Source organism: Vibrio fluvialis, from assembly GCF_900460245.1.
In the GTDB taxonomy this organism is placed as follows: domain Bacteria; phylum Pseudomonadota; class Gammaproteobacteria; order Enterobacterales; family Vibrionaceae; genus Vibrio; species Vibrio fluvialis.
This window is the reverse complement of sequence record NZ_UHIP01000001.1, coordinates 1,426,787-1,448,149: the sequence shown is the minus strand read 5'-3', so window position 1 is coordinate 1,448,149 and position 21,363 is coordinate 1,426,787. Positions and strand designations below refer to the sequence as shown.

The window sequence follows — 21,363 nt, the reverse complement described above, 5'->3', positions numbered from 1 at the left end:
ATGTTTAAGGAATGACTATGAAAAGCAATAAACTGTCGGATCACGTGATCCTGATTGCCGGCGCACTGTTTATGCTGGCGCCGATTTGGCTGATTTTCGCCAGTTCGACCCACAATCCGAACACCATCATCAGTGAAGGTCTGCAATGGAGCATCGGTGACAACCTGTCTGCCGTGTACGACGAAGCGTGGAATAAGAGCCTCGGCTTTGCCGGTAACGTCACCGCCAGCACCATGATTTTTAACTCGATGGTGATGGGGCTTGGCTTTGCGATTGGCAAAATCATCATCTCCATGATGGCGGCGTTCGCGCTGGTTTACTTCCGTTTGCCGTATGCCAGCGCGTGGTTCTGGCTGATTTTCGTCACGCTGCTGCTGCCGCTGGAAGTACGCATCATCCCCTCTTATGAAGTGGTGTCCGGCCTTGGCATGCTCAACAGTTACACCGGATTAATTCTGCCGCTGATTGCGTCGGCAACCGCGACCTTCTTCTTTCGCCAGTTTTTTAAAACCATTCCTGACGAATTGCTGGAGGCAGCGCAACTCGATAACGCCGGACCGATTCGATTCTTCATCGATATTCTGTTTCCGCTCTCTAAAACCATGATGGCCGCGATTTTTATCATCATGTTTGTCGTCGGCTGGAACCAATATTTATGGCCCATCATGATGACCACCGATGAACACTACAACACCATCGTGATGGGCATTAAACAGATTCTGAACAATATTAATGAGACCAACCTTCCCCGCTATGACTACGCCTTCGCCATGGTCATTCTTGCGATGCTGCCGCCGGTATTGGTGGTGGTGGTGTTCCAGCGTTGGTTTGTGAAAGGACTTGTCGAAAGTGAAAAATAATTCCGTTATGCATTTAGTACACAGCGCAGCGCGCAAGGAGCAGGACAACGTGATGCTCGATATCAAACAACTGGTAAAAACTTACGAAAACGGCCACCGCGCAGTCAAAGGGGTCGACTTGTCGATTCAACAAGGTGAATTCATTGTGCTGGTTGGTCCTTCAGGCTGTGGCAAGTCGTCTATTCTGCGATCCATTGCGGGGCTGGAGTCGATCAGCAGCGGCGAAATTCATTTGGGCGGCCGTCGTGTCGATAATGAGAAACCCGCCAAGCGCGACATCGCCATGGTGTTTCAGAACTACGCACTCTACCCGCACATGAGCGTGTACGATAACCTGGCGTACGGGCTGAAAAACCGCGGCGTGGATAAGAAAACCATCGACGAGAAAATTCGCAAAGTCGCCAAAACCCTCAAAATTGATGAATACCTAGATCGCAAACCGTCAAAACTTTCGGGCGGTCAGCGCCAGCGTGTAGCAATGGGCCGTGCGATTGTGCGCGATCCGCAGCTGTTTCTGTTCGATGAACCGCTCTCTAACCTCGATGCGGCGTTACGTGCGCACATGCGTCTGGAGATTAAAAAGCTGCAACGCGAACTGGGTGTGACCAGCGTGTATGTGACCCACGATCAGGTTGAAGCGATGACGCTGGCCGATCGCATCGTGGTGCTTAAACTGGGTGAAATTGAACAGGTCGGCACGCCCGCAGAAGTGTATCACCAGCCAGCCAGTACGTTTGTTGCCAGCTTTATCGGCAGCCCGGCGATGAACTTTCTGCCTGCGTCGCTGAAAAACGGTCGCCTGCATGTCGCCGGACAACAGTTTTACCTGCCCGAGTATGATGGTTTGAGCGCCGAATCGGTCACGTTGGGCATTCGTCCTGAGCACGCACAGCTGAATTGCAGCGAAGAAACACTGTGCTTCGAACTCGATATTAACGTCGTCGAACCGCTGGGCCCAAACCAACTGGTGCATGGCCGCGTCATTGGTCTGGACAGCGACAGTGATTTCATCGCAGTGACACCGGAAATGGCGCTGCAGGTCCACGATCCGCTCACACTGTCAGTGACACCAGAAAACCTGCATCTGTTTGACGAACATGGCAAGCGCCTCTACCCTGTTTCTCTGGCTCAACGCGCGATTGCGTAAGGATACGTGTGAGTTTATCTACCCGACAAAAACAGATTCTGGAGTATTTGCAACAGGCGCACGGCGTGCTGTCCAGCGCGCTGTTGTCTGAACGCTTTGATGTTTCGGTGCAAACCATTCGCAAAGACATGAACGACTTGAGCGACAAAGGTATGGTGCGCCGTGTGCACGGTGGTATTTCGCTACCCAGTGCCAACGACAACCTCTCCTTCACCAACCGGGAACTGATCAATCTCTCCGCGAAGCAGAAAATCGCACAACGTGTGGTGGAACAGTTACCGGAAGGCAGCAGCGTTTTCCTTGGCATCGGCACCACGCCAAAACACGTGGCGCAAGCGCTGCTGGATCACCCGGGGCTGACCGTGGTGACCAACAACATCAACGCCGCATTGACCTTAAGCCGCAACCCCAACATTGCCATTCATCTTGCGGGTGGCGCGGTTCGCCCGTCGGATGAAGATACGGTGGGCGAATCCACCACCAACTTCTATCGCCAGTTCAACATCAAGATCGGTATTTTCGGTGTAGGTGGTTTGAACGATAAAGGGCAACTGTTGGATTTCACTCCGGAAGAAGCCAATCTGACCCGTGCCATTATCGAACAGAGCGAACAATGCTGGTTAGTTGCAGACAAAACCAAATTGGGGCGCTATGCTCCGGTGGTCAGCGGTAAACTGTCTGAAATGCAACGACTCTTTGTCGATTTCGCCACTCCCGAGATGACACAATTGTGTCAGAATCATCAAGTCGACATGGTAGTGGCGTAGTTCGCCATTCTCAAAGCTTAAGGAAGCGTTATGTCTCCGATTATTGTGGGTCACCGAGGCGTGGCCGGAACTTTCCCGGAAAATACCCGAGTCAGCGTACAGGCTGCGATCGATATGGGTCTCAAGTGGGTCGAAATCGATGTTCAGCCAACCAAAGATAATGTGCTGATCGTTTGTCACGATCACACCATCAACCGTTGCAGTAATGGCAAAGGTCGCGTCGATGCCTACACGTTGGAAGAACTGCGCGAATTTGACTTCGGCGGCTGGTTTAACGCCAAGTTCAGCAGCGAACCCATCATGACGCTGCAAGAACTGCTCGAACTGGCGGCAGCAAGCGATCTGGGTTTGAACATTGAAGTGAAAGTTGACAAGCACGATGTGGCGCAAGTGGCGTCGCAACTTAAAGCGCAACTGGATCAAAGCCCGTTGGCGCAAGAGAAGATTCTGCTGTCGAGTTTCAGTCATGACATCATTCGCGAACTGCACCAGCACTGCCCGGGTTATAAACTCGGCGTGCTCAGCGAGCGATTGTCTGCCAAAGACAAAGCGGTGCTGAAAGAAGTGAATGCATTCAGTGCCAACTTAAATTACCGCTGGTTGACGGAAAAACACGTGCAAACCTTGCGTCAAGACGGCTATCAAATCTGGTGTTACACAGTCAATGATGGCGACAAGTTTCCCTTGCTCAACCAAGTGGATGCCATTTTCTCCGACTGGCCAAGCCGCTTTATCTAATCCACACAAAAACGCCCGCGATATGCGGGCGTTTTTCTATCCAACGGTCATCAATGATTGGTATCTTATGACTTACGCAAACAGTGCTTTGTCGACCTTAATCACCATTTTGCGCACGGGCATCGGCTCATCTTCGGTCGCAATCAGCGGGCGGTGTGGTTGCCCTGGGTAAAACACGATGAATTCGCCGGCTTGAATTGAGACGAACAACTCGTCGTTTAGCTGTTCACTGAACGCCAAATCACGCTCATCTAACATGTCTTCGTCCAGCCCGTTGAATGGCGTCAGACTGTAGCCGAATGTCTCGCGCCCCTCTAGCAGGATCTGCACATCCAGATAGCGGCGGTGACACTCGGATTTACGCTCAGCCAGCAATTGTGTGTGATCGTTCATGATGAAGAAGAACGCATTGTCACCGTCGAGATCGTGTCGGCCTGTCGCCATTGGCGCTCCGTGCTTTTCCGCTTCGTTGAGCTGAGCCAACGCTTGGCGAATCAGAGGAAGCAGTTTAGGAGATAAACATTGCGCAAATTCAAGTTGTGAAGTCTTACCAATAAACACAAGTGTGATCCTTTATTTGTCTTTTCTGCTGCCTATATTACTCTCATATTGAGCTCGAGAAAGTGATATTTGAAACATTGTTTCAAATAAAAGAGTTCAAACAAGGACTGGTAGAATCTGTTTGTCGGAATGAGTTGCATAGAATCGCCGCCTTTCTCGCGATGCGCCTCTATAAATACATGGAAAATCAATATGATTACTAATAGCTCGCTATGGATTTGGATCCCTTTGATGCTCGCTGTTCTTCCTGCGCTTTTCAAACAACGCAATGCAACGTTAACCTTATTGGCTGTGGCGCTTGGCGGAGCCTGGATGGTCGATAAACTGACGACGCTCGCGTTGGCCATCAGTGTTGCCGGACTCGGATTGGGTTACGCTATCCCTAAGTTATCAGGTTATGTGAAAAACCTGGCTTGGACACTGTTGCTGCTATGGTGCGTGGCGTTGATGGTTCACGCCCTGCCCGGCTTTGGTAATACCAAAGTACTCAATACTGTACTGACCGGGCCGATGAGCACGCCATTTTCGCTCTATCTCAATATTGACAAACCCTTGGTATTTTTTGCCCTGTGGCTGGCTTTTCCGTCTTTGCTGGGTACGCAGGCGCCGCCTCATTGGCGTAATACGCTGTTTGTTCTGCCACCGCTGCTCGGGTTGTTGTTGGTCGCTTGGTTTTTAGGCGCTCTGAAACCCGAGTTTTCGCTACCGGACTGGTTGTGGCTGTTTGCGCTCAACAACCTGCTGCTCACTTGCATGGTGGAAGAAGCCCTGTTTCGAGGCTTAATTCAACAAACGCTGACGCATGTCGGCGGCGCAATCTTTGGTATCGTCGCCGCTAGCGTGCTATTTGGCTTAGCTCATTTATCCGGCGGCATTTTGTTGGTGGTATTTGCTGCGCTGGCAGGCCTGGGTTATGGTTTGGCGTTTCATTTCAGTGGCCGGTTATGGGTAGCGGTGGCTTTCCACTTTCTGTTTAATCTCACTCATCTTGTTTTCTTTACTTATCCGGTTTTGGCGCGCTAACGAAAACGCCCTTGGTAACAAACCAAGGGCGTTTATGTTTACTCTGAATCGCGCGATCGTTTTCTGCGATGGCGCAACAACCAAGCCACCACCCCACCGAATGCGATCAAGGCAAACGCCTGTATCTCATAATGTTTGATATCGCCGATGATGATTTCCAACGTATTGCCAAACAAATAACCGAGCACCCCAACGGTTATCGCCCAAAACGCGGCGCCGATGACATTAAAAATCAGAAAACGCAGCGGTGGTACTTTACTCGCCCCAATTAAAAATGGCGTGACGGTGCGCAGACCGTAGAGAAAGCGAAACCCGAGGATCAATAAGATCTGGTGCTTATCCAGCAATTCGAACACGCGCCGGGATTTTTCCTCCCAATGCGGCCGCTTGGCTAACGCCTGTTTGCCCTTGATACGACCAATATAGTAATAGAGTTGGTCGCCAAATAAGGTGCCAGCAAACGCGCATGCAATAACCCACGGCAATTCGAGATAACTGCGATGCGCCGCAAAGCCGCCCAAAACCAGAATGGTTTCCCCTTCAAAAAAGGTACCGACAGCAATGGCCAAATAGCCGTAATCCGCAATCAATTGTTCTAAAGACATACTCCGCTTGCCGCTCCCTTGTTTTGCTCAGCGTTAGCTTAATAGCACTTAATCATAGTGGCGTTCAATATCAAAACGTTCCATTAATTTAAATACCATTTTCTTTACCAGATTGGGCAAGTAATAGGTGTGAACTTTTGCGTCGATAACGGTTACACCTTCGCAATACGATAAGGTGTGTATGCCATCGACGTAAGGTTCAACGGCATGAATTTCATTGAAGACAGATTCTGCGTATTGAGTCGGCGTGAGCGTGTTAATCTGCATCACCAGCAAGCTCTTGCCATACGCACCATCGCAGTTCTGACCAAGTCGATAGTACTGATTGTCAAGTGACACGATCGCACCGCCATTACGTCCACCGCAAATGTTGCGGCATATCGGTGATTGTGGGTGTTCGTGATAGGGGCCGGCAAACTCATCGGCGACAAACAATCTCTGTGTGAACGGATCGCGGGCGCCGGAAGTGAACAGATACCAATGCCCTTCATATTCGACTAATGATGTGTCGACATAGTCACCATCACTTAATAACGCCTGATGCCAAAGGAATTGTTCGCTTTCCCGGTCAAACCGATAAAGCGCGACTTCGTGGCGATCACTGGTTTCGGGAATGGCGTAGTATTCACCGCCATGTTCTACGATCAACGGATACGATTTGTGGCCGCCCAATGCATTGATGGCCTCAAAAAATGGGTATTCTCTCCCCGCTAAATCGAAACATTTGAGTTTGCCTTTACCGCGCAGGTAATCAAAGACTTCACACGCGAGGTAGAGTTGATCATCGAGAGTAAATAAGAATGGATCAGCAACAAAGTCGTAACGATGGCAGTTAAACCACTCGATATTGGTTGGCTGAACGCCCGAGTTCAGTATCTCACTGAGGCTCTGATGCACTATCCCTATGCGCCATTTTTCCAGTTCAAACAGTTTGCTGTGCAGCGTTTTAATGGCAGTAAGCACATCTAAATCCCCATAATGATGGTCAGATGACGCATGGCCACCTGACACATAGTGCGTTCATTATGGGATTCGTATCATCCTAATGCAACTAAACCCTTATTCATGAATGGTTATTTCTGAGCCAAGCTTAGAGTTAAGACATCATTGCGCGTCAGGCTGATTCTCCGGTTCCGCTTTGATGAATCCGGGTATCGCACGTAAGGATTGGGTGATGCGTTGAATTTGTGGATACGGCGTCATATCCACGCTGAAACGTTCGGCGTTGTATACCTGCGGCACCAAACACACATCCGCCAACGACAGTTCATCGCCGACACAAAACGCCCCGGCGCGCGTGTTGAGTTTCTCTTCAAAGGCAGCAAACCCGACCTGAACCCAGTGACGATACCATTCGGCTTTTTGCTCATCATTCACAGCAAGTTCGTTGCTCAGATACTGCAAGACACGCAGGTTGTTGATGGGATGGATGTCCATCGCAATATCATGCGCCAGCGACAACACCTGATATTTCTTGTGGCCACTTCTCGGGATCAACGGCATTTGTGGATACACATCATCCAAGTATTCGATGATGGCCAGAGATTGTGACAATGTCACACCATCATCAACCAAGGTCGGCACTAACTCACTGGGGTTTAACTGATGGTAGGCGGCGCTGTGCTGCTCGCCGCCCTCTTTAACCAGATGCACCGGACAGTGTGTATATTCGAGTCCTTTGAGATTGAGTGCAATACGAACCCGATACGCCGCTGATGATCGCCAGTAGCCGTAGAGTTTACGTTCACCCATGAATCACCTGCTTGGGCGGCAAATATTGCACCACGCGCTGCTCAATGCTGCCAAAGATACTTTGACCGTCGCTATCAAGCATGTCGAGTTTGATGGTGTCGCCAAACTTCATAAACTGCGTTGCCGGCTGACCATCGCGTATGGTCTCGATCATGCGCACTTCCGCAATGCAGGAATAACCAACGCCCCCTTCAGTAATCGAGGTGCCAAAATCGGTGCCTTGCTTATTCGACACCGTGCCCGAACCAATGATCGCGCCAGCGCCTAACGGGCGGGTTTTCGCCGCGTGTGCGACTAACTGTGGAAATTCAAACGTCATGTCCACCCCCGCATTCGGGCAGCCAAACGGCTCGCCGTTATAGGTAGACAGCAGCGGCAGCGTCACCTTGCCACCATCCCAGTGTTCGCCCAGCTCATCGGGCGTGACAGCCACTGGCGAAAACGCCGAAGACGGTTTGGATTGGAAAAAGCCGAACCCTTTGGCCAGTTCGCCGGGAATCAGGCCGCGCAATGACACGTCATTGACCAACATAATCAGACGAATGGCGTGCGCCGCTTGTTCCGCATCTGCGCCCATCGGCACATCGTCGGTGATCACCGCCACCTCACCTTCAAAATCGATGCCCCACGCTTCACTTTCCATCAAGATATCGTCTTTAGGGCCGAGGAAGGTATCCGAGCCACCCTGATACATCAGCGGATCAGTCCAGAAGCTTGGCGGCATTTCTGCGCCGCGCGCTTTACGCACCAACTCCACGTGATTAACGTATGCAGAACCGTCGGCCCATTGATACGCGCGTGGTAAGGGTGATTCGCACAGCGTCGGGTCAAAATCCATTTCGTTATACAGTTCACCATCATTCAGCGCCTGGTACACTTCATCGAGCATCGGCTCCGTTATGCTCCAGTTATCCAGCGCTTGCTGCAGGTTTTCAGCAACATCCGGTACTGCGATGCATTTGGTTAAATCGCGGCTGACGACCACAAGCAGCCCGTCACGGGTATGATTTTTCAGCGTCGCTAACTTCATTGTCTGTCCTTATTCTTTGACTTCTTTCCAACTGTAGACGTACTCGCGGTTTTCCACCTTCTGCGCCGCTTCACCAAACTGTAGCGCATGACGAGTATCGATCATCACAGCCACTTCATCGGTGAATTTTTTCTTATATTCCATTCCGGCTTTAAACGCTTTCGGATGCGGGCCGTGGGTAAAGCCGGCTGGGTGGAAAGTCACCATACCCGCTTCGATATTGTCACGGCTGAAGAAATCACCAGCGTGGTAGAACAGCACTTCATCGTAATCATCGTTGTTGTGGTAGAACGGCACTTTGAGCGCGCCCGGGTCACTTTCAATCGGGCGTGGCACAAACGTACACACCACAAAACCAGCACCGACAAACGTCGTGTGCGCAGACGGCGGCAAATGGTAGCGATGCGACATCAACGGGCGAATGTCGCGCCAGTTGAGTTTGACCACCGCCAAATCACCGTGCCAGCCAATCGCATCCAAGGGGTTAAACGGATAGGTAATCACACTCACCTGTTCATGGCGTTTGACCTGAACCTGTGTTTGCTGCTCGGAATACTGCGCTTTGAACTCGTCATTGATGCTTGGCACTTCCAACACGGCAGGATCAAACACCGCGTGATTGCCGACAATGCCTTTTTCCGGCAGCGTATACGCCGCATCGGTGTTTTCAATCATCAGCAGAAATAGCGGCTCTTGCGGTTCTAAACGCCAGTTGGTCGAACGCGGGATCAACACGTAATCCCCTTCACTGATGCTCATGTGGCCGTAATCGCAGTACAAATCCGCTTTGCCCTGATGAACAAAAAGCAAGTCGTCACCATCGGCGTTGCGTACCAGGCACTCCATCGGCTGCGCCAGCTTCCATACTCGAACTTTTACATCCTGGTTGTGCAGCAAGTGCGGCACAAACCAAGGCGAAAGCTGAGAGGCTTCGGCAACATGGTTGAAGTTAAACGCGCGTGGACGCAGTTCGCCCTCCCACTCGATCCAACCCGTTGGGGCATGTTGATGATGGAAGTGTGCCGCCGGGCCGAAGAAACCGCTGCGGCCCGCTTCACGTTCATAAATTGCGTCACTCGGGAAATCGGCATGCGCCTGTTTAGAGCATACCCCTTCCCGGTGCGGGAAGGTCATCCACTTATGCATCGCTCAGTACTCCTCGACGAATCTGATCTTCTTCAATCGATTCAAACAGCGCTTTGAAGTTGCCTTCTCCAAAGCCTTCATTGCCTTTACGTTGAATGATTTCAAAGAACACCGGGCCAATCACGGTTTGGGTAAAGATTTGCAGCAGAATGCCGTCTTTCATCGGCGCGCCGTCAATCAGAATACGCAACGCTTTGAGCTCATCGACATTCTCGCTATGCCCTTCAACGCGCGCATCGACTTTCTCATAGTAAGTATCCGGTGTCGGCATAAAGTCCATGCCACGTTCGCGTAGCGTGCGCACGGTTTGGTAGATGTCGTCGGTGCTCAGTGCAATGTGCTGAATGCCTTCCCCGTTGTATTCACGAATGAACTCTTCAATCTGTGATTTGTCGTCCGAGGATTCATTGATCGGAATACGGATTTTGCCACACGGCGCAGTCATTGCACGGCTTACCAGCCCGGTGAGTTTCCCTTCGATATCGAAGTAACGAATCTCACGGAAGTTACCGATGCGCTCATAAAAGCCAGACCAAGTATCCATGTGGCCCTGTTTGACGTTGTGCGTCAGGTGGTCAATTTCCATCAGGCCAGCTTGCGCTTGTTGCATGCGCGCGGCGGCATCGTCATAGAAATGGAAATCGACATCGTAAATGCTGCGATCGCCGTAGCGGTCGACAAAGTACAACAAGCTTTCGCCAATGCCGTAAATCGCCGGAATACTGAGTTCCATCGGGCCGATTTCGGTTTTGTACTCTTCTGCGCCGTTGTTTAACGCATGTTTAAGCGCAGACGCGGCATCTTTGACACGAAAAGCCATGCCGCATACGGATGGGCCATGGACTTTGGCAAAGGCTTCAGCCTGGCTGCGCGGCTGGGCATTGACGATAAAGTTGATGTCACCCTGACGATACAACCACGCTTCTTTAGAGCGATGTTTGGCAATCTCGGCAAACCCTAGCGAGGAAAACAGCTGTTTTAAGTCTTCAATACCTTTGGTACTTGCTGCCGTATATTCGACAAATTCAAAGCCATCTGTGCCCAGTGGGTTGATGTTGGCGCTCATGCTCTACTCCTTCAGTTCGATCATCACGTTCGTTGTTAAGTGTTTGTTATAAAACTGGATGATCGCGTCCCAAATTGGAATAGCCGTGTTAATAATTGCCTCTGATCTGTCGACCGGAATAGGTGTAACAAATTAATTACATTTCAGAATCATCGATGGTTTTTGCTTCATTCGACTCGCTGTAACAACACAGAACACATCATTATTCATTGAAAAATAGAAAAAATTTAATTGCATTCGGCAAGCATCAATAATCAGAAGAAGAGGAGAAAACAGTATATAAATTCGTACAGGGTAATAATTGTGTTACACGATTGTTATTAACAGTTTTATCCCTACACAACGCTGACAGTGCAAATTTTGTGCAATTACTTTGCGATATCCCTTCTTAATCTGAGGATGTTCACTTATACTGTGCAACTATTTGATTATTTGTATTACATTTGAGACAGAAACATTACTCACATTATGCTAAGACGACTTTCCAAACAGCAATTTCAGTGGATGAAGCGTGCTTTGGCAATTGTGTTATTGCCCTTACCCATCGTGATTTCTGCCGCGTACCGCGCAGGAATGGAAAATGTTGATAGTAATTTAACCAACATCGCCAATTCCTACGTGTCACGGATTGAAGTCATCATTAATGAACTCCGTAGCGAGAACGAAAAAGCGCTCTATAACCCACGCACATGTGACAAACTGCAGAGCGATTTGCTGTTTGAAAGTATCTTGCGTGAGATGTTGGTAGTGGAGAACAGCTCCATCATCTGCTCGTCCAAGCGCGGCGAGATCAGTAGCGACATCAGTCGCTACTATCCGGATGGCAACATCAAGCCCAATGTGGTGTTGTTCGATTTAGAAGGCGATCCCGAAAAGCGCACCTTGTTGGTGATTGATAACGATCATCGCAACTCCAAGCGTGGCGTGATCTCTGTAGTCGATAAGAACTACATCGCAGCTCGTCTCGGTTATCGAACCGATGATCGAATAGAAAAGCTGGCGTTTGAAATCAACCGCAGCGTTTATCCGTACGATGGCAGCCTTGAAAGCTCGAACCGCAGTGTTATTGAGCATTCAAAGCAATACGGCTTCACCCTGATGGTGGAAGCCAGTGATCATTATGTGTCTGATCGTCTGACGTTTTTTATTCTCGGCGCACTGCCCGTATCAATCGCCGTGTCGATTTTGATTTCGATACTGCTGTTCTTTTTTAGCGGCCGCACCACGCTCGTGGATGATCTGCGCAGAGGTATGGAGCGACGCGAGTTGTTTATGACGTATCAGCCAGTTGTAAGAAGTCATCCATGTGAAATAAAAGGGTTTGAAGCGTTAGTGCGATGGGTAAACCCAAAGTTGGGCTTTGTGCGTCCGGATAACTTTATTCCAATCGCGGAAGAGTTTGGCTTGATCAACAAACTTACGAACTATGTGTTGGACTGCATTCTTCATGATTGGTCTAAAGCGAAGTTAACCGAACGTTATCAAATTGGCGTGAATATTCCCCCATCCTATTTGCTTGACCCGGCATGCGTAAACAAGCTCAAACAGTATGCTAAAGCGTTTGATGACATTAACTTGCAACTGATTGCGGAAATCACTGAACGTCAGTTGTTGGACAAACAAGGTCAAGAAGTCCTGCGCGAGCTGAGAGCAAATGGCATTATGGTGGCGATCGATGATTTTGGTACAGGCCGAACCGCACTGTCGGTACTACAAAACATCTCCTTTGATTTCCTTAAAATCGATAAGTGTTTTGTAGATACTATCGGTGTTGAATCGGTCAATGCTCCGGTTCTCAACGCTATCATCGACTTAGCTCATCAAATGAATGTTGAAATCGTCGCAGAGGGTGTCGAGACTCAAGCCCAATCTTGCTACTTGATGGAAAAAGGTGTCCAGTACCAACAGGGGTACTACTACGCTAAGCCACTTTCTTTTCGGGATGCGTTGGCAGAAATGAACGGTTGTTGCGACAATCATAACCCTGACGAATGCGAATGCTTTCAATAAATTGTTACAAAGGCCAGCAACGATAGCTGGCCTTTTTTTTGAGTGCTTTATTGATTTAACTCAGCACACACAGCAACGAATCGTTGCATGGTAACGCCACTGTTCCCTACGAGGTATTATCATGACTCAAATTCACCCTCAGCGTCTGGTCGATAACTTCCTGAATCTGATTCAAATCGACAGCGAATCTGGCAACGAGAAAGCCATTGGCGAGCATCTGTGTGAGCAGCTCGGCGAGCTTGGTTTTATGGTCCAAAAACTGCCTGTTCCTGCAGAGGTTTCAAACGGTTTCAACATCTACGCCCGCCTGGAAGGCGAACTACCGGACAGCGTGGTGTTAAGCTGCCATATGGACACCGTGAAACCGGGTATCGGCATTGAACCTGTGATTGAAGATGGCATCATCCGCTCAAAAGGCAATACGATTCTAGGGGGCGACGATAAATCCGGTATTGCGGCCATTCTTGAAGCGGTGCGTGCCCTGCGCGAACATAACCGGGCACACAAAACCATCGAAATCGCCTTCACCGTGCATGAAGAAGGTGGCCTGATGGGTTCCAAAAATTTTGACATGAGCTACATCCGCTCAAACAAAGCCATTGTGCTGGATACTGGCGGCCCGATTGGCACCATCGTCAAAGCGGCGCCGGGCCAGCAGAAACTGCGTGTCACCATAAAAGGCAAACCAGCGCACGCAGGCCTTGTGCCAGAAGATGGTATCAGTGCCATCAGCGTAGCGGCCGACGCGATTACCCAAATGAAACTGCTGCGTATCGATGAAGAAACCACTGCCAACATCGGCATGGTGAATGGCGGTCAGGCGACCAACATCGTTATGCCAGAGCTGACGATTGTTGCCGAAGCGCGCTCGTTGAATGACGATAAGCTGGCGGCGCAAGTGGAACACATGATTTCAACGTTTGAGACTGTGGCGAAAAAACACGGCGCAGAAGCCGTGATCCAATCGACCCGAGTTTATAACGCGTTTGTGCTGGACGAAGAACATCCGCTGATCTGCGAATTAAAATCCGCCTTTAACGCCATGGGTATTGAAGCGAAAACCAAGCGTACGGGCGGCGGCAGCGATGCCAATAACTTCAATGAGAAAGGTTTAACCACGGTAAACATCTCAACCGGTATGGCCAAAGTGCACACCACCGAAGAGCACATTGCAGTCGACGATTTAGTCAAGGTTTGCCAATTCGTCGAGACTTACTTAAGCCGTTAAGTGCAGGTAAGAATGAATGAAAAAAGCCCGGCATATCACCGGGCTTTTTCATGTTAAATGACCCAGCGTTATGCTGGTTCGGCGGCGGGATAGCGTTCGGCGAAACGCACCATCAGCACGAACAACAGAATCAGCAACGGTTCGCGAAGGGTTCCCACCAATAATGACCAGGTACCGCTGGAAGAGACAAATGTCGCTGCGTAATTGACCAGCTCGTTGGCGAGCAGCAACGTCATAATCATGAACAGCATTTGACGAAAAGTGATTCCCTGCTGCTCTGAATGCAGTGTCATCACCACTAACGTCATGACTGCCAGCACCGCCAACCACGCAGTAAACACGGGCATGGGCCAGATGTATGCGATGACAACTGTCACCGCGGTCAGCGCTAACCACGGACCTTTCGAACACAGTATGCGTTCCACATGAATTTGCGGTTTATCGTTAAGACGAATGATGTGCCAGGCGACCAGAGCACCCAAGACTGCACCGACCAACATATCAACAATAAACGCACTGCCAGAATAGAACTTGGAGAGCGACAACCACACTACGGTAACCACAAATGCCGCTGTGCTTTTATTCAGGCCCAGCTTTTCGTTCTTCAGTAGCCATAAAATACCCAGGCTGACCCAGACAGCCAACGGTAAACTCGGAAATCCGTAGCCGAAACTTTTGACCAGTTGGATAGAAGGAATGTACGCATGCGGGCGTGGCAGAGCAAAACCTTGCTGCGCGACTAAACACAGTAGCGACGTCACCGTCACCGAGAAAAAGGCTTTATAGCAAAAGGCTTTGCCGCTTTGCCAATAGAGAAACGGAAACAGCAGCAGCCCCAATACAGGCGATGCCACAGCATCGGCAAGCAAAATGACTCGGCTCAGCACAGTTTTGACGACTTCCGGAAAGCTACCAATTGCGTATTGCAGGGCGACAATCCAACCGAGCTCTGTTTGATGTAACGCAGGTGCCGCTTTGATGAGCTCTGGCACTACTTTGGTGGATTGGTCGGTAGCGTCATTAAACATCGTTTTGATGTTGGCCCACTGTTTAGGAAAACGGTATTGGTTTGCCTTGATGCGGCTTGGATGCACCAGCATGGCCTGCGACACTTCCACACCGTAATGCGGCGCGAACCACACTGGTAGTTCGTACCCGCCCCAACGGTTAATGTATTGGTAAGCGATGATGTCTGAATCACTGACGCAGTCATACACAACGGCGCTTTCGGTGTAGCCCAGCAGTTTACCGACAGTGACAACCAAACCGGTTTCTTCCCAGGTTTCGCGCTGCGCAGTCAGCTCTGGTGATTCACCACCTTCAATGGTGCCACCGGGAAGCGAGAGTTGTTTTGTGATGATCTCATTGACCAGAACGACTTTATCGTCGGCGCGGATAAGACAAAGCGCTCCGCGAAGTTTATCGGGAGCTTGTGGAGCAGCTTGAGCAAAAAAAGACGCTGCTAAAGAAATTATTAAACTGAAGCCAAGTACTGACAATCGCTTGTACACGCTAATTAACCTGTTATCGCATGGAGCCAGACATCTACGAGCGACGCACTGACTTTCTCAACCAATGAATATGATGGGCAAAACCAACATCCTGATAAAATAATTGCGCTTCCCTGTTAAAATCCCAGACTTCTACAAATATCTCAGCCGCGCCGTACTCAACAAACGTTTGCTCCAGACGAGAAAAGAGTTTTCGAGCCACACCTTGTTGGCGGTATGCCGGAACGACATACAGCTCATCAATGCTGCCCATTTGAATCGGCTTACTGACGGAAGAGACTAACTCACTAAAATAGCCGGTGATGAATCCCACTACTGCATTACCGTCGCGAGCGACATAAACAAGGCAGTCGGGATTGTCGATGTAGCGAGCGATGCTCTTTTCCTGCTCCACCTCTTCCGCCGTTTTAAAATATTCCGGGCAGGCGCGATGGTGTTCGTCGTGCAAGTCGAACATCAACTGATTTAATATTTCCAAATCTGCTATTTTTGCCGCTGACAGCGAAATCGATGACATTTTTGTGACGTTAATCAAGAAGTCTTGACGCGATTTTATAAGATCGTCTAAGAAAATAACATCGTGGTGTGGTGTGTTTTTTTATTAAACAGCTGAAGAATGAGAATTTAACGCCGTTTAAATAAACAAAAACGCCGCAATGCGGCGTTTTATTCAATCGTAGCTTAACGTTTACCCGGTTTTCGCAACAACACCAAAAGTGGAATCATCACGACGCAGACATACATCATAAAGCGGAAGTCTTGCAGGTATCCAAAGATATACGCTTGGCTGGTGACCATACTGTTCAACTCGACCAGACCAGCAGTACTCGATAAGTCATACACTCCTTTCTGCACCGCATCCTGCAACGCCGGATTAAACATGTTGATGTGCTCGGAATACACGGCATGGTTGATCTGCGCGCGATGCGCAAGATACGTCACCACCACCGAGATGCCGATGCTACTGCCGATGTTGCGAATCAGGCTGAATAGCGCGGTGCCTTCATTACGATAACGTGGCTCAAGCGTGGAGAACGTCAGGGTCGACAGCGGCACAAACACCAGACCTAATCCCAACCCCTGTACAATACCGGTATGAATGATTTCCCAGCGCGTGACGAACACTGAAAAGTGCGTCATTTCCCACAGCGAAAAAATCATCAACAGCAAGCCAATCGTGATCAGATAACGCAGGTCCACTTTGCCCGACAGACGCCCGACGATCATCATTCCCACCATAGTGCCAAAGCCCCGAGGCGTCAGCAGCAGGCCGACGTCCAGCACCGGATAGTCCATAAAGTTTTGCAGGAACGGAGGCAACAGCGCCATGGTCGCCAGCAAAATCACGCCCATCATAAAACCAAACAGCAGTCCGACCACAAAGTTGCGGTCTTTGAACATCTGCGGCTCCAGGAATGGCGCTCGGGCGGTAAACATGTGCACGGTAAACATGTAAAACGCCAGCGCAGAAATGCCCGCTTCAATGACAATTTCCATGCTGGAGAACCAGTTCTGGGATTCGCCGCGATCAAGAAACATCTGCAAACAGCCGATGGCAAGTCCGAGCAGCGCAAAGCCGAACACGTCAAAACGCCGGCTGGGATCTAGCTTGGTCTCTTTAACGAAACCTGCAATCCCCATCCAGGCCAGAATGCCGAACGGTACGTTGATGTAAAACACCCAGCGCCAGTTGTAGTACTCGGTTAACCAGCCACCTAATGACGGGCCCAGAATCGGCCCGACCATCACACCCACGCCCCACATCGCCATGGCCGAACCGTGTTGTTCTGTCGGATAAGTATCGAGCAGCACAGATTGGGACAACGGCACCAAACTGGCGCCGAAGATCCCTTGCAACAAACGAAACAGAATGATCTGTTCGAGCGATTGCGCCGCGCCACACAGCACAGACGCAAAAGTAAACCCGACTACCGAATAAAGAAACAAACGCTTGCGGCCGATGCGCGCCGCAATAAAGCCCGTCAATGGCATCGCAATCGCGGCTGCCACAATGTAAGACGTCAGTACCCAGGAAATCTGATCCTGCGTCGCACTCATGGCGCCCTGCATATGTGGCAGCGCAACGTTTGCAATCGTGGTGTCGAGTGCCTGCATGATGGTCGCAAGCATGACCGACAGAGTGATAAACCCGCGTTTGCCGCTGTCATCACTCTCTACAGGTGTCGCATGACTTTCCATCTTAACGCCTCACCCTTACAGCGACAGATGACGTTGATATTCAGTATCGACCGTCACCACCGCGCTCAAACCCGCGCGAAGCTGCGGCGCATTCGGATTGGCATCAATGCGGATGCGAATCGGCAGACGCTGCGCAATCTTTACCCAGTTACCCGTCGCGTTTTGCGCCGGAATGACCGAAAACTCAGAACCGGTTGCCGGGCTCAAGCTTTCCACCACGCCATGCCATTTGAAATCCGGCGCGTAGTCGACATTGATGTCCACTTTCTGGCCGACCTGAACGTGTGTCAGTTCGGTCTCGGTAAAGTTAGCTTCAATCCAGATATCTGATGCCGAAATCAGCATCATCGCCAGCGTACCCGGTGAGGTGTATTGCCCTTTCTCCACCACTTTGGTCACGATGCCATCAGCAGGCGCGTACACATTCACGTGTTGTAGATCGTTCTCGGCCTTTTCCAGCGACGCCAGCGCAGCGCGATATTTCGGATGCTGTTCAATCGGCGCCGTCACATCGCCGCCCAAGCTCTCTTCAATTTGTTTCAGCTCTTTTTTCAGCGCGTTCACTTCGAGTTCCACGACCAGGGTTTTCTGGCGTGCAGAATCAAACTGAGATTCAGAAATGTATTTTTTCTTCAAAAGGTTAAGTTGACGCGCTTCTTCTTTCTTCAGGTATTCATGCTGACTTTTTGAAACGTCAATATTCGCCAGTTTACTTTGGTATTCGGCTTTCAGCGTGGTCAGCGAGGTACTGACATCATTGAGATTGGCGCGAGCCTGAGAGACCGCAATTTCATATGACGTCGGATCGATTTGCAGCAACAAATCGCCCGCTTTCACCTGTTGGTTCTCCTCGACTGGCACATTGATAATGCGGCCAGAGACTTCGGCGGTAATTGACGTCTTGTCTGCTTTTACATACGCGTTGTCGGTTTCAACATAACGGCCACCGTGCAGGTAGACCGCCACGCTTCCGGCCACGGCCAGCACCGGCACCAGAAAAAGCAGTACAGCACGTTTGGTTTTGCGGCGTGGTTTGGATACAGGTTGTGAAGGCGTCTGTGATTGTTCGTTAGACATACAAGATATTCCTGATACGTATTGTTTATTTGGAGAGATTGCTGTGAATGTGTTCCAGCGTACTGATGAACTGCTCGCGATGCTGGGCGGTCAGCCCCTGTAATGCTTCGTCCCAGATTTGGTTGCTGACACTTTTGATTTTGACTAATTGAGCATCCGCGGCTGGCAGCAGGTAAATTTGATGAGCGCGGCGATCTTTGGGATCCGGACGACGTTCAACCAACCCTTCTTCCACCAGAGAATCAATCACACGCACTAAACTCATCGGTTTGATTTCCAGCAGTTCAGCCAGTTCTACCTGTTTGACCCCCTGACAACGAGCGATGTGCGACAGTGCTTTGGCTTGCGCGATGGTCAGGCAGTTGGCGCCAGCTTCGCTTTGATATTGTTTGCGTACCAGACGCATCACATCCCAAAGTAAGTAACCTATAGACGGAGCTGTCATTGCATACCCTTCTGATTTATCTCGAATTATTCTAAATGCCTTGGTTACATTTAGAAACATAGTTAAACATATAGTAAGCTTTGCTTACTATATGTAAAGCCTATTAATTGAAATAACGGATGAGTATTTGCATAAACTGATAAATTTCATAGTGTTATGAAATGTTTCTGCTGAATAGAAAATGCAGACAAAAAAAGTGCCCCGCAAGCGGAGCACAAAGGGTCAAAATGAACCAAGTTTTACCCTATCGTACCTAAACGTCGAACGACATAACGTAGTCCCGTTTGAGTACAAGCCACATCCTAATGATGCAGCACCTTTTCCAATTCGTTGAGGCTGGTTGGATCGTCAATGGTCGACGGGACAGTGTAACTTTCTCCATCCGCAATCTGGCGGATAATACGGCGCAGGATTTTGCCAGAACGAGTTTTCGGCAACCGCTCGACCACCAGTGCGTGTTTAAAGCACGCCACCGCACCGATTTGGCTGCGTACGCTGCTGACCAGTTCCGTTTCCAGCGCCAGCGCATCGATCTTCACGCCATCTTTGAGCACCACGAGTCCGAGTGGCAATTGTCCTTTCAGTTCATCGTGCACACCGACCACCGCGCATTCCGCCACCGCTGGGTGCGCGCCGACGATCTCTTCCATTTCACCCGTCGAGAGGCGGTGACCAGCAACGTTAATCACATCGTCAATGCGGCCCATGATGAACAGGTAACCATCTTCATCCAGATAACCGCCATCACCTGAGACGTAGTAACCTGGGAATTGTGACAAATAACCGGACTCAAAACGGTCGTGATTGCGCCACACAGTCGGCAAACAGCTTGGCGGCAACGGACGTTTCAACGCCACAAAGCCTTGCTGATTCGGCGGCAGCACCTCGCCGAGTTCATTGAGGATTTCCACTTGATAACCCGGAATCGGCTTAGTCGCTGAACCCGCTTTAATCGGCATCAGTTCAATGCCCGTTGGGTTGCCGGCAATCGCCCAGCCCGTTTCGGTTTGCCACCAGTGGTCAATGACCGGTTTGTCGGTTTGCGATTCGACCCATTCTAAAGTTGGCGGATCCAAACGTTCACCCGCCATGAAGATGGTTTTCACGCTCGACAGGTCATAGTGCTTAAGATACTCGCCATTCGGATCTTCTTTCTTGATGGCTCGGAAAGCCGTTGGCGCCGAGAACAGTGCAGTGACTTTGTATTCCTGACACACGCGCCAGAAGGCACCCGGATCCGGCGTACGCACTGGTTTACCTTCGTACAAAATGGTTGTGCAGCCGTGAATCAGCGGCGCATACACAATGTAAGAATGCCCCACCACCCAGCCCACATCTGATGCGGCCCAGAACACGCCATTTTGCGGCATGTTGTAAATACAGCTCATCGAGTATTTCATCGCGACGGCATGACCGCCGTTGTCACGCACCACCCCTTTGGGTTTGCCTGTCGTTCCCGAGGTGTACAGAATGTAAAGCGGGTCCGTTGCCAGTACAGGCACACACGCATGCGGCAGCGCGCTTTGAATCAGCGTGTTCCATTCCAAATCGCGTTCACTGGTTAAATCGGCAAGGCACTCCGGGCGTTGATACACCAACACTTTTTCCGGTTTCCAACGACTGTCCATGATCGCTTTATCGACCATTGGCTTATAGGGAATCACTTTGTTGACTTCCACACCGCAAGAGGCCGTCATAATGACTTTGGGTTCGGCGTCTTCAATACGCACCGCCAGCTCGTTTGGCGCAAAGCCGCCAAACACCACCGAGTGAATGGCGCCCAAACGCGCACACGCCAGCATCGCCATCGCCGCTTCCGGGATCATCGGCATATAGATGATTACGCGATCGCCTTTGGTGACGCCCTGCTCGGCCAACATGCCCGCCACGCGAGCGACACAATCCCGCAGGGCGGTGTAGCTGTACCGCTGTTTTTTGCCCGTCACCGGCGAATCATAAATCAGCGCCGTTTGGTCGCCGCGACCCTGTTCACAGTGGTAATCCAGTGCCAACCACGAGGTGTTGAGCAAACCATCCGGGAACCAGCGTTCAATGCCGTGTTCGTCTTTTTGCAAAATGGTTTGAGGGAATTCAAACCAGTCGATGTTTTGGGCTTGAGCTTTCCAGAACGCTTGCGGCTCATCCTTTGCCCATTGATATTCCTTTAAATATGCAGACATGGTGCTTCTCCTTGATTG

19 protein-coding genes and 1 pseudogene are annotated in these 21,363 nt (G+C 50.3%); 7 read left to right on the top strand and 13 right to left on the bottom strand.

Annotated elements, in window-relative coordinates; genetic code table 11:
* Nucleotides 1-17 precede the first annotated feature (17 nt).
* Genes ugpE through DYA43_RS06800 form a run of 4 tightly spaced genes read left to right on the top strand, consistent with a single transcriptional unit; the run spans nucleotide 18 to nucleotide 3,512 of the window.
* Entirely contained in the window at nucleotides 18-860 is an 843-nt protein-coding gene (gene ugpE / locus DYA43_RS06815) for a sn-glycerol-3-phosphate ABC transporter permease UgpE (protein WP_020331012.1), read from the top strand.
* A 7-nt stretch (nucleotides 861-867) separates the two neighbouring features.
* On the top strand, nucleotides 868-2,007 hold the full coding sequence (gene ugpC, locus DYA43_RS06810; RefSeq protein ID WP_061056495.1) for a sn-glycerol-3-phosphate ABC transporter ATP-binding protein UgpC: 1,140 nt from the start codon (nucleotides 868-870) through the stop codon (nucleotides 2,005-2,007).
* Nucleotides 2,008-2,015: 8 nt separating this feature from the next.
* The gene (locus tag DYA43_RS06805) at nucleotides 2,016-2,774 is read left to right on the top strand and encodes a DeoR/GlpR family DNA-binding transcription regulator (RefSeq protein ID WP_020331010.1); all 759 of its coding nucleotides are present in this window, start codon (nucleotides 2,016-2,018) and stop codon (nucleotides 2,772-2,774) included.
* 30 nt (nucleotides 2,775-2,804) lie between these two features.
* Complete coding sequence (locus tag DYA43_RS06800) at nucleotides 2,805-3,512, top strand: glycerophosphoryl diester phosphodiesterase (RefSeq protein WP_020331008.1); 708 nt, start codon at nucleotides 2,805-2,807, stop codon at nucleotides 3,510-3,512.
* A gap of 72 nt (nucleotides 3,513-3,584) precedes the next feature.
* Here the strand turns inward: DYA43_RS06800 and DYA43_RS06795 are convergent, their stop codons facing one another.
* Nucleotides 3,585-4,073 carry a NanQ anomerase/TabA/YiaL family protein gene (locus DYA43_RS06795; protein WP_061056494.1) on the bottom strand — a complete coding sequence of 163 codons (489 nt, stop codon included), beginning with the start codon at nucleotides 4,071-4,073 and terminating at the stop codon, nucleotides 3,585-3,587.
* Nucleotides 4,074-4,265: 192 nt separating this feature from the next.
* Here DYA43_RS06795 and DYA43_RS06790 point away from each other — a divergent pair, with 192 nt between their 5' ends.
* Nucleotides 4,266-5,096, top strand: coding sequence for a CPBP family intramembrane glutamic endopeptidase (locus tag DYA43_RS06790; RefSeq protein WP_061056493.1), 831 nt, complete (start codon nucleotides 4,266-4,268; stop codon nucleotides 5,094-5,096).
* 38 nt (nucleotides 5,097-5,134) lie between these two features.
* On the opposite strand, the gene DYA43_RS06785 is transcribed toward DYA43_RS06790, so the two are convergent.
* From DYA43_RS06785 to hppD, 6 genes are all read right to left on the bottom strand, one after another.
* A complete protein-coding gene (locus tag DYA43_RS06785; protein ID WP_020331005.1) occupies nucleotides 5,135-5,701 on the bottom strand; it encodes a DedA family protein in 567 nt (188 codons plus the stop codon).
* Between the two features lie 48 nt (nucleotides 5,702-5,749).
* Nucleotides 5,750-6,664, bottom strand: a complete 915-nt coding sequence (locus tag DYA43_RS06780; protein ID WP_061057212.1) for a glucosamine inositolphosphorylceramide transferase family protein — start codon at nucleotides 6,662-6,664, stop codon at nucleotides 5,750-5,752.
* Nucleotides 6,665-6,805: 141 nt separating this feature from the next.
* On the bottom strand, nucleotides 6,806-7,453 hold the full coding sequence (gene maiA / locus DYA43_RS06775; RefSeq protein ID WP_020331003.1) for a maleylacetoacetate isomerase: 648 nt from the start codon (nucleotides 7,451-7,453) through the stop codon (nucleotides 6,806-6,808).
* Nucleotides 7,446-8,483: a fumarylacetoacetate hydrolase family protein gene (locus DYA43_RS06770; protein WP_061056492.1), complete on the bottom strand. Its 1,038-nt coding sequence runs from the start codon at nucleotides 8,481-8,483 to the stop codon at nucleotides 7,446-7,448. The genes maiA and DYA43_RS06770 overlap by 8 nt, the downstream gene beginning before the upstream one ends.
* Nucleotides 8,484-8,492: 9 nt before the next feature.
* Complete coding sequence (locus tag DYA43_RS06765) at nucleotides 8,493-9,629, bottom strand: homogentisate 1,2-dioxygenase (protein ID WP_061056491.1); 1,137 nt, start codon at nucleotides 9,627-9,629, stop codon at nucleotides 8,493-8,495.
* A complete protein-coding gene (gene hppD, locus DYA43_RS06760) occupies nucleotides 9,622-10,695 on the bottom strand; it encodes a 4-hydroxyphenylpyruvate dioxygenase (protein ID WP_061056490.1) in 1,074 nt (357 codons plus the stop codon). The genes DYA43_RS06765 and hppD overlap by 8 nt, the downstream gene beginning before the upstream one ends.
* A 525-nt stretch (nucleotides 10,696-11,220) precedes the next feature.
* On the opposite strand from hppD, the gene DYA43_RS06755 reads away from it, so the two are divergent.
* Both DYA43_RS06755 and DYA43_RS06750 read left to right on the top strand, forming a co-directional pair.
* On the top strand, nucleotides 11,221-12,705 hold the full coding sequence (locus DYA43_RS06755; protein ID WP_225869444.1) for an EAL domain-containing protein: 1,485 nt from the start codon (nucleotides 11,221-11,223) through the stop codon (nucleotides 12,703-12,705).
* 121 nt (nucleotides 12,706-12,826) lie between these two features.
* Nucleotides 12,827-13,933: a M20/M25/M40 family metallo-hydrolase gene (locus DYA43_RS06750; protein ID WP_061056488.1), complete on the top strand. Its 1,107-nt coding sequence runs from the start codon at nucleotides 12,827-12,829 to the stop codon at nucleotides 13,931-13,933.
* A 68-nt stretch (nucleotides 13,934-14,001) separates the two neighbouring features.
* On the opposite strand, the gene DYA43_RS06745 is transcribed toward DYA43_RS06750, so the two are convergent.
* The 6 genes and pseudogenes from DYA43_RS06745 to DYA43_RS06720 all read right to left on the bottom strand — a co-directional run.
* Entirely contained in the window at nucleotides 14,002-15,444 is a 1,443-nt protein-coding gene (locus DYA43_RS06745; protein ID WP_020431110.1) for a bifunctional NUDIX hydrolase/phosphatase PAP2 family protein, read from the bottom strand.
* A 34-nt stretch (nucleotides 15,445-15,478) separates the two neighbouring features.
* Nucleotides 15,479-15,961 carry a GNAT family N-acetyltransferase gene (locus DYA43_RS06740; protein WP_020330996.1) on the bottom strand — a complete coding sequence of 161 codons (483 nt, stop codon included), beginning with the start codon at nucleotides 15,959-15,961 and terminating at the stop codon, nucleotides 15,479-15,481.
* Nucleotides 15,962-16,125: 164 nt separating this feature from the next.
* Nucleotides 16,126-17,643 (bottom strand): DHA2 family efflux MFS transporter permease subunit, encoded by a 1,518-nt coding sequence (locus DYA43_RS06735; protein ID WP_020330995.1) that lies wholly within the window; start codon nucleotides 17,641-17,643, stop codon nucleotides 16,126-16,128.
* Nucleotides 17,644-17,658: 15 nt separating this feature from the next.
* Nucleotides 17,659-18,720 (bottom strand): HlyD family secretion protein, encoded by a 1,062-nt coding sequence (locus tag DYA43_RS06730; protein ID WP_020330994.1) that lies wholly within the window; start codon nucleotides 18,718-18,720, stop codon nucleotides 17,659-17,661.
* A 25-nt stretch (nucleotides 18,721-18,745) separates the two neighbouring features.
* Complete coding sequence (locus tag DYA43_RS06725; protein WP_061056487.1) at nucleotides 18,746-19,165, bottom strand: MarR family winged helix-turn-helix transcriptional regulator; 420 nt, start codon at nucleotides 19,163-19,165, stop codon at nucleotides 18,746-18,748.
* Nucleotides 19,166-19,467: 302 nt separating this feature from the next.
* Nucleotides 19,468-21,357: pseudogene (locus DYA43_RS06720) on the bottom strand (propionyl-CoA synthetase); the annotation flags it as partial.
* Nucleotides 21,358-21,363 lie beyond the last annotated feature (6 nt).